The 7,338-nt window shown below is 46.1% G+C and carries 7 protein-coding genes; 3 read left to right on the top strand and 4 right to left on the bottom strand.

What is annotated here, in order from left to right:
• Positions 1–141 precede the first annotated feature (141 nt).
• The 4 genes from A5N85_RS01935 to A5N85_RS17150 all read right to left on the bottom strand — a co-directional run bounded on the left by A5N85_RS01935 (position 142) and on the right by A5N85_RS17150 (position 4,012).
• A complete protein-coding gene (locus A5N85_RS01935; RefSeq protein WP_072575722.1) occupies positions 142–1,563 on the bottom strand; it encodes a sucrose-6-phosphate hydrolase in 1,422 nt (473 codons plus the stop codon).
• Positions 1,560–3,545 (bottom strand): sucrose-specific PTS transporter subunit IIBC, encoded by a 1,986-nt coding sequence (locus tag A5N85_RS01930; protein WP_072575721.1) that lies wholly within the window; start codon positions 3,543–3,545, stop codon positions 1,560–1,562. Before A5N85_RS01930 ends, A5N85_RS01935 begins: the two co-directional genes overlap by 4 nt.
• A gap of 121 nt (positions 3,546–3,666) precedes the next feature.
• Positions 3,667–3,846, bottom strand: coding sequence for a hypothetical protein (locus A5N85_RS01925; RefSeq protein ID WP_072575720.1), 180 nt, complete (start codon positions 3,844–3,846; stop codon positions 3,667–3,669).
• A gap of 31 nt (positions 3,847–3,877) precedes the next feature.
• Positions 3,878–4,012 carry a neutral zinc metallopeptidase gene (locus A5N85_RS17150; protein WP_211268037.1) on the bottom strand — a complete coding sequence of 45 codons (135 nt, stop codon included), beginning with the start codon at positions 4,010–4,012 and terminating at the stop codon, positions 3,878–3,880.
• Between the two features lie 631 nt (positions 4,013–4,643).
• Here A5N85_RS17150 and A5N85_RS01910 point away from each other — a divergent pair.
• From A5N85_RS01910 to A5N85_RS01900, 3 genes are all read left to right on the top strand, one after another.
• Positions 4,644–5,345 (top strand): aspartate/glutamate racemase family protein, encoded by a 702-nt coding sequence (locus tag A5N85_RS01910; protein WP_072575718.1) that lies wholly within the window; start codon positions 4,644–4,646, stop codon positions 5,343–5,345.
• A gap of 552 nt (positions 5,346–5,897) precedes the next feature.
• Positions 5,898–7,136 carry a uracil-xanthine permease family protein gene (locus A5N85_RS01905; RefSeq protein ID WP_072575717.1) on the top strand — a complete coding sequence of 413 codons (1,239 nt, stop codon included), beginning with the start codon at positions 5,898–5,900 and terminating at the stop codon, positions 7,134–7,136.
• Complete coding sequence (locus A5N85_RS01900) at positions 7,133–7,315, top strand: hypothetical protein (RefSeq protein ID WP_072575716.1); 183 nt, start codon at positions 7,133–7,135, stop codon at positions 7,313–7,315. The genes A5N85_RS01905 and A5N85_RS01900 overlap by 4 nt, the downstream gene beginning before the upstream one ends.
• The last annotated feature ends 23 nt before the right edge of the window (positions 7,316–7,338 follow it).

Here is a 7,338-nt window from a genome sequence, read left to right as displayed (position 1 = left end):
TATTAGGATGTTTTGTTTTTTAGCTGATCGCACTATATATTAAAAGAAGTATTTTTTGTAAAAATATATTTATCATAATTTTTAAACCACTACCCATTTTTTAGTTAATTTAAATTTACTATAACGTAAAAACCGTAAGAATTAATAGTACTGCCAGCAGTCTAACTGACCAGCGCCACTATGCAGAATGCCATACGCATTTTTTGGCGGAAAAATACGCGCGCTCATTACTGCTTCGCCGTTGTTGATGAAAATTTCCAGAGAACTGCTGTCTAAATATATTTGTAGTTGAGTAATGCGGGCACTCAGCCGTCGGATGTGACTGTTTTTGCCGGTAGGGATTTTTTTGAGCAGAATTTCCGGCAGCCGGCCGCTTTTGCTGCGGTCTAGTGTTAGCGCCGCACCGTCAAAGGTGAGCAGCGTTTGGCAGTCGCTGCCGGCAAAGAGCGCAAGGCTGAACGGGGCGGCGGTTGGGTTTTCCAGCAGCAGTTCGCCGGCTGCGAGGTTCGTGGGGTTCTCGATTTTTTCACTGCGCAGTTTTTCCAGTGCCGGCAAGGGGCGCTGGCGCAGTGTGCCGTTTTCAATGCTGAGTACGCGCGGTAGACTGAGGCAGCCTTGCCAGCCGTTGTCATCTGTGGGGTAGGCGGTATCCGGCATACCGAGCCATGCGATAAGAAGGCGCTGGCCGTCTTTGCCGGCGCAGGTTTGCGGCGCGTAAAAATCAAAACCGGCGTCAAGTTCGGCGAAGTTTTGGTGCGTGAGCGTGCGTGTTTTACGGTCGTAATCACCAATCAGGTAACCGCTTTGGTATAGGTTTGCCTGCCTGCCGTCTGGTAGTGCTGGCAGACCTTGGGGGCTGAAAATTAGGACCTTTTTACTGTTAAGAGTAAAGAAGTCAGGGCATTCCCACATATAGCCAAAGTCAGTCAGCGCGGTGTTGAGTTCGCCCAAGAGTCCGCCGTTTTCGGTGATGAGTGCGCAGCCGCTGCGGTTTTCGCGCTGTGCGCCTAGCACGGTGTAAAGTTTGCCGTTTTCTTGCCAGATTTTTGGGTCACGAACGTGTTCGGTGTATCCGACTGGCGGCCCTGCCATAAACGGTGGCAGATGCCGGCTAAAGTTGCCTGTTTTTGGGTCGTAGCGGCCAGTGAGCTGATACGGTATGCGCTGCCAGTTTTCGGTGCGATGGTTGCCAGTGTAGGCGATGAGCAGGCTGCCGTCTTCTTGCGCAATGGCGCTGCCGCTATAGGCGCCGTGACTGTCGTATTCGCTGTCGGGGCTAATGGCGATGCCTCGGTCTTGAAACTGTACGAGATTGCGGCTTTCTAGCGCGCGCCAGTATTTCAGACCATGCACCGCACCGAGCGGAAACCATTGATAAAAAAGATGATAGTTTTCGCCGTCATAACAAAAACCGTTAGGGTCGTTCAAAAGTCCTGCTGGCGGCTGGATGTGATAGTGCTGCCGCCAGCGGCAGGCGGCAGCTTGAGCTTGCAGCGTGGCGTATTCGGCTGTGCTGTGTGCATCTAGGCGCCGGTAACGTTCAGCGGTTGTCCATGTTTTCATAGCATGGCGCTGATGTATGGTTTGCCGTTTTTAAAGGCGATACTGCCGTCTTCAATGTCTGTGAAGATGACAGGAGTGATGATGCTGGGGGCTTTGGTTTTTACTGTATGCCAATCTACTTGCATAATTGGCTGACCAGCTTGAACGCGGCTGCCGGCACCAGCTAAGGGGGTAAAGCCTTCACCGCCTAAGTTTACGGTGTCAATGCCAATGTGGATAAGAATTTCCAGACCGTTGTCAGCGGTGATGCCGATGGCATGTTTGGTGGGGAAGATGGCGGCAATCGTGCCGGCACAGGGGGAATTAATGCTGCCCTGCATATCGGGGCGGATGGCAAAGCCGATGCCCATGCTGCCGTCGGCAAAGGCGGGATCGGGAATTTGTTCAAGGCTGAGGATTTCGCCGCTCAGAGGCATAATCCAGTCGGCAGGGATTTGCTGAATGGGAGTTTCTTCTGCGATGGCGGTCGGTTGTGCCGGCTGTTCAGTTTGTACCGGCGCAACGCTGGCGCTTTGCGGCGTGACGGGTACGGCCGGCGCGGTTTTCAGCGTGCGGCGCGCGAACACTTTGGCAAAGATGAAGCTCAAAATGAACGTGGTGGCAAAGCTGATGCACATGCCGATGATGTAGGGTTTTAAGAATTGCGCGTCGATGGAAATCACGCCCGGAATGCCGGCCGCGCCCAAAGACACGGCTTTGGTGCCAAAGGCGGTGATATACGCAGACGCCACAGATGTGCCGATGAGTGCGGCATAGAACGGATAGCGCAGTTTCAGGTTGACGCCAAACATGGCGGGTTCTGTGATGCCAAGCACTGCCGAGATGCCGGAACCGGAGGCAATGCCTTTGAGTTTTTCGTCTTTGGTGAGGAACATGGCGGCAAAGGCAGCGACGCCTTGCGCGACGTTGTTCATAGCGGCGATGGGGAAGATAAAGGTGCCGCCGGTAGTAGCTCTATTGGCAATCAGTTGTGTTTCCACTGGTATAAAGCTGTTGTGCATACCGGTGATGACGATGGGAGCATAAATCAGTCCCAGTACTGCACCGCCGAGAATGCCGGAAGTTTGATAGAGCCAAGTGATGCCGTTAGTGAGCCATTCGCCGGCGTCGCGCGTGATGGGACCGACAGCGGTGAAGGTTAAAAACGCGGTGATGAACAGCGCGAGCAAGGGCGTGAGCAGTAAATCAATGCTTGCCGGCATGATTTTGCGGATGTTGATTTCCAGTTTCGCGAGAATCCATGTGCAGACCAAAATCGGCAGCACTGTGCCTTGATAGCCGACTTTGGCGATGTCAAAACCGAACATATGCCAGTATTGCAGCGAGCCGTCGGCGGCGGCTTGCGCGAGCGCGTAGTTATTGGTGAGTACCGGGTGCACCATAATCATGCCAAGCGCTGCCCCCAAAAACGGGTTGCCGCCGAAAATGCGTGCGGCGGAGAACGCAATCAAAATGGGCAGAAATACAAACGGCGCGTTGGCAAACGTGTTGATGATGTCGGCGATGTCTATCCACTGTGGATAAGCCTCAATCAGTGTTGTGCCGTCAATAAATAAACCGCGTGCGTTAAGGATATTATTTAGCCCCATGAGCAGACCACCAGCAACAATGGCTGGGATAATTGGCACGAAAATATCAGATAGTGTTTTCACCAAGCGCTGCAAAATATTGCCTTTGCCAGTGGCGAGCGATTTTGCTTCTTCTTTGCTGACTTCTTTCACGCCGGTTAAGCGCAAAAGTTCGGCATAGACTTTGTTCACCAAGCCGGTACCGATGATGATTTGATATTGACCCGCGGTGTTGAATTTGCCTTTTACCATAGGTTCGGCGTCCAGCACCTGCTCGTTGATTCTCGCCGTGTCTTTCAGCACAAGACGCAGGCGCGTAGCACAGTGGGTGGCGGCTGTGATGTTATCCGCGCCGCCAACGCCGGCAATCACGGCTTCGGCTGCGCGGGTGAAATCTTGCTGTTTATCGCTCATTATCGTTCCTTGCTGTATTGTGTGTTGTGTAAAAGAAGTATTTTCTCTCAGCTGACAGACTTTGCCTAATTTAGAAGGGCGTTAACGGCATCGCGTTTTAGTGTCCATCGCGTGGCGAAAGTCACTGCAAAGTATAGTATCTTTTGCATCGCTCCGCGCTGTCCCAAGCACAAGCATAGGCATCTTGGTGATGCGTGAGGATTTTATTACCGAAGATGTTACCAGCAACGTTAGTATCTTCAGGATGCATGACAACGGATAAGGTGGTGTCGCTGTCTTCTGGACAAATAAAAACTTGCATATTTTTGTCCTTTTAACGTTAAGGATTAAATTTATTTAAAGATATTACAGGCGTTCATATTGCCACTTTTAAGTCCTGTTATAAACCATTTCATTCGTTGTTTTGAGCTGCCGTGAGTAAAATTTTCTAGACGAACGGTATAATAAAAGACCAATAAAAGAGTCACAAAAATTAGATCGCTATTCCAGTAATATAGCTAAATGCCTTTAATTCTCATACAGAATGGCAGCATTTTTCCGTACTAATTATGTGCTGTCTGTGGCGCGCTGATTTGTGCACAATCTGAACTCATTCAGCTATAGTATGTGTGCTTACTTTATTCATCTATAACCGAGAATTAGAAGCCAAAAGACTGAAAATCAAAAAACCAAAAACAGCTATCGTTGATGCCAGCATCATCCAGATGTGCAGGCAGCGTACAGAAGAAAGCAATATAGTAGGGCTACTGAAAAATGCAGGCAGAAATTTTGGATAAGACGATGTTTTCAGGGTAGATATCAAGATAACTTTGTATGCATTTTTGGGAGGCTAGCGATAGAAACAGGAGAAAACAGTGCAACCAGACAAACCCCAACCAGCGAAGACCAAGATACTCGCTGGACAAAAAAAGCAGATATGGGATTGGCATAGATTGCTCCTTGTCTTATCACTGCCATTATTGGAAGAATATTGCCATACTCTCAGCATGCTCAAGAAGCATTTAATCCTGCTACGAAATAAAAGTACATCGATAGCAAACAAATATCTTTTGCTATACTAAATACCAAAATCTAATACATACACCAAAGAGAGGATATATGAAAACACTAGGTATCTTAGGGGGCATGAGCCCAGCTAGCACTAGTATTTACTATCAAAATATCAATCAATATATACAAGAAGCACTAGGTGGAAACCATAGCGCACCTATCTTGCTTGATAGCCTAAACTTTGAGCCAATTGTGCAGCTACAACAGAAAGGTGAATGGGATATCATGGGAAAAGAGTTGGCTAACCATGCACAAAAATTACAACAAGCTGGTGCAGAAATCCTTATCCTTGCAACAAATATCATGCACAAAGTTGCTTCTTATATTGAAGAAAATATACAAATTCCTTTTCTCAATATTATTGATGTTACCGCAGATGCTATTCTTGCGTCTGGTATAAACAATATCGCTTTATTAGGTACAAAATTTACCATGCAAGATAACTTTTATCGGGAAAGGCTAGAAAAGCACGGCTTACGCGTACTGACACCTACAGCAAACTTACAAGATAAAATCCATCAGCATATCTTCGCAGAGCTTTGTTTAAATAAAGTTACCACTAACTGCCGAAAAACTTTTGAACAAGCCATTCAACAGCTAAAAGATGAAGGAGCGCAAGGGGTTATTTTAGGCTGTACAGAAATTTGCCTAGCGGTTGATAAAGAGAACAGCTGCTTACCCATTTTTGATAGCACTAGCTTGCACTGTCAAGCCGCTGCAAAGGCAGTTCTGCAAAACATATATAGCTGACTGAGTTCAGATTACATACAAGTCAACGAGTCATAGACAGCACACATCAGTAGAGACCTTTGCAAAAAATAACAGAATAGAGAATGTAGAATTTCTTGAATTTTAAAAATAAATTAAAATCATATTGTTATCTCTACCAGTAGTAAAAATTCACGTAAAACGGAATATTACTAAAGGCCTCGCTATGTTATATAGCAGGGCTCCCAAAAAATGCATACCGTACTTGGAGATAGGATGCTGTTCTCAAAGTGGATATCGAGCTAACGTTGTATGCATTTTTTGGGAAGTTGGCTATATTGATACAACCGAAACAGCTCTTTTGCTGAATTTAAACCGCAATACCATCAACCGCTGGTATGCCATAATGAGTTTGCTCATGGTCATTGTCATATCAATGGGATTGAGTCTTTTTGGAGCTTGACTAAGTGATTTTTATAAATTTTGCTAGTTGAGAGTCTTTTTATATATTTGAAGTAAAAGAAGAGATAAAAAATCCTTAGTTTTGTAGATAAGCTTTTTATAATAAGACGATTTTTTTAGAGGTGATTTGTTATGCAGCAACTACGTTTGGCGTTATCGGGCGCGCAAATTTTATTCGTAGCATTCGGCGCGATGGTATTGGTACCGTTATTGACGGGGCTTAATCCCGCAATGGCATTATTAGGCGCAGGATGCGGTACGTTGTTATTTCAGCTATGTACGGGACGAAAAGTCCCTATTTTTTTGGGTTCTTCTTTTGCTTTTATCGCTCCCATTCAATATGCGATGCAGACGTGGGGTATGGGGAGTACGATGTTTGGCTTATTTGCCGCAGGTTTTATGTATTTTATTTTTGCAGGACTGGTACGTTGGCGAGGCGTGGCGGCAGTAGAGAAGTTATTACCGCCAGTGGTGATTGGTCCTGTGATTATGGTGATTGGTTTATCGGTTGCCAGTAGTGCTAGCCAAATGGCAATGGGCAGAAGCGGCGGTGAGCAAGTGATGCCTTATGGCGCTGCTTTAGCGTTAGCAGGATTTTCTTTTGCGGTAACAGTTATGGTTGCTGTCTTTGGTAAAAGAATGATTCGATTGGTTCCTATTTTGATTGGTGTGGCTTGTGGATATTTAGCCGCGTGGCTTTGCGGTTTGGTGGATACTGCATCGGTAGCGGCAGCACCTTGGTTTGCTGTTCCAACGTTTCATCGTCCAGAAGTGAATTGGGCGGCAGCGTTGTTTATGCTGCCTGTTGCGATTGCGCCAGCAATTGAACATATTGGTGGCATTATGGCAATTGGGCGAGTAACTGGTGAGGATTATGTGAAATCTCCCGGCTTGCATCGAACGTTAACGGGGGATGGTTTAGGAGTGTGCTTCGCTGGCTTAATCGGTGGACCGCCTGTTACCACTTATGGGGAGGTAACAGGTGCGGTAATGATTACTAAAAATAGTAATCCCGTGATTATGACGTATGCGGCTTTATTCGCTATTTTGATGGCATGTTTTGGAAAATTTAATGCCTTTTTATCTTCTATTCCTTTGCCAGTGATGGGCGGTATTATGATTTTGTTATTTGGGACGATTGCATCTTTGGGATTGAAAACGATGATTGATGCTAAGGTAGATTTAATGCAGCCAAAAAATTTGGTGATTGCAAGCTCTACTTTAACGGTCGGTGTTGGCGGAATGATTTTAGAAGCTGGTAGTGTGAGTTTTGCAGGTGTGGGCTTGGCTGCACTTTTGGCGATTATTCTTAACGCAATTTTGCCAGATAAAAAAGAAGAGATTGTGATTGAAACGATGGAAGATGTATGAGTGCTTTACAACAGCGTGCAAGCCTACTAGGGCTATCTTTAGCAATGGTAGTCACTATATTAGATTATTTTTCTTATCAAGAATTTTCTTTTATCAGGGCTTTGATTAAAGGGATAATTGCAGGCAGTATTTTTGGATACGGCATGTATTTATTTTTGAAAAATCATTCAAATGCATGACGCTTTTAAGCATCATGGTAAAA

The organism is Suttonella ornithocola, from assembly GCF_001889065.1.
In the GTDB taxonomy this organism is placed as follows: domain Bacteria; phylum Pseudomonadota; class Gammaproteobacteria; order Cardiobacteriales; family Cardiobacteriaceae; genus Suttonella_A; species Suttonella_A ornithocola.
The sequence above is the reverse complement of the archived record's forward strand: the minus strand, read 5'-3'. Positions and strand labels throughout refer to the sequence as shown.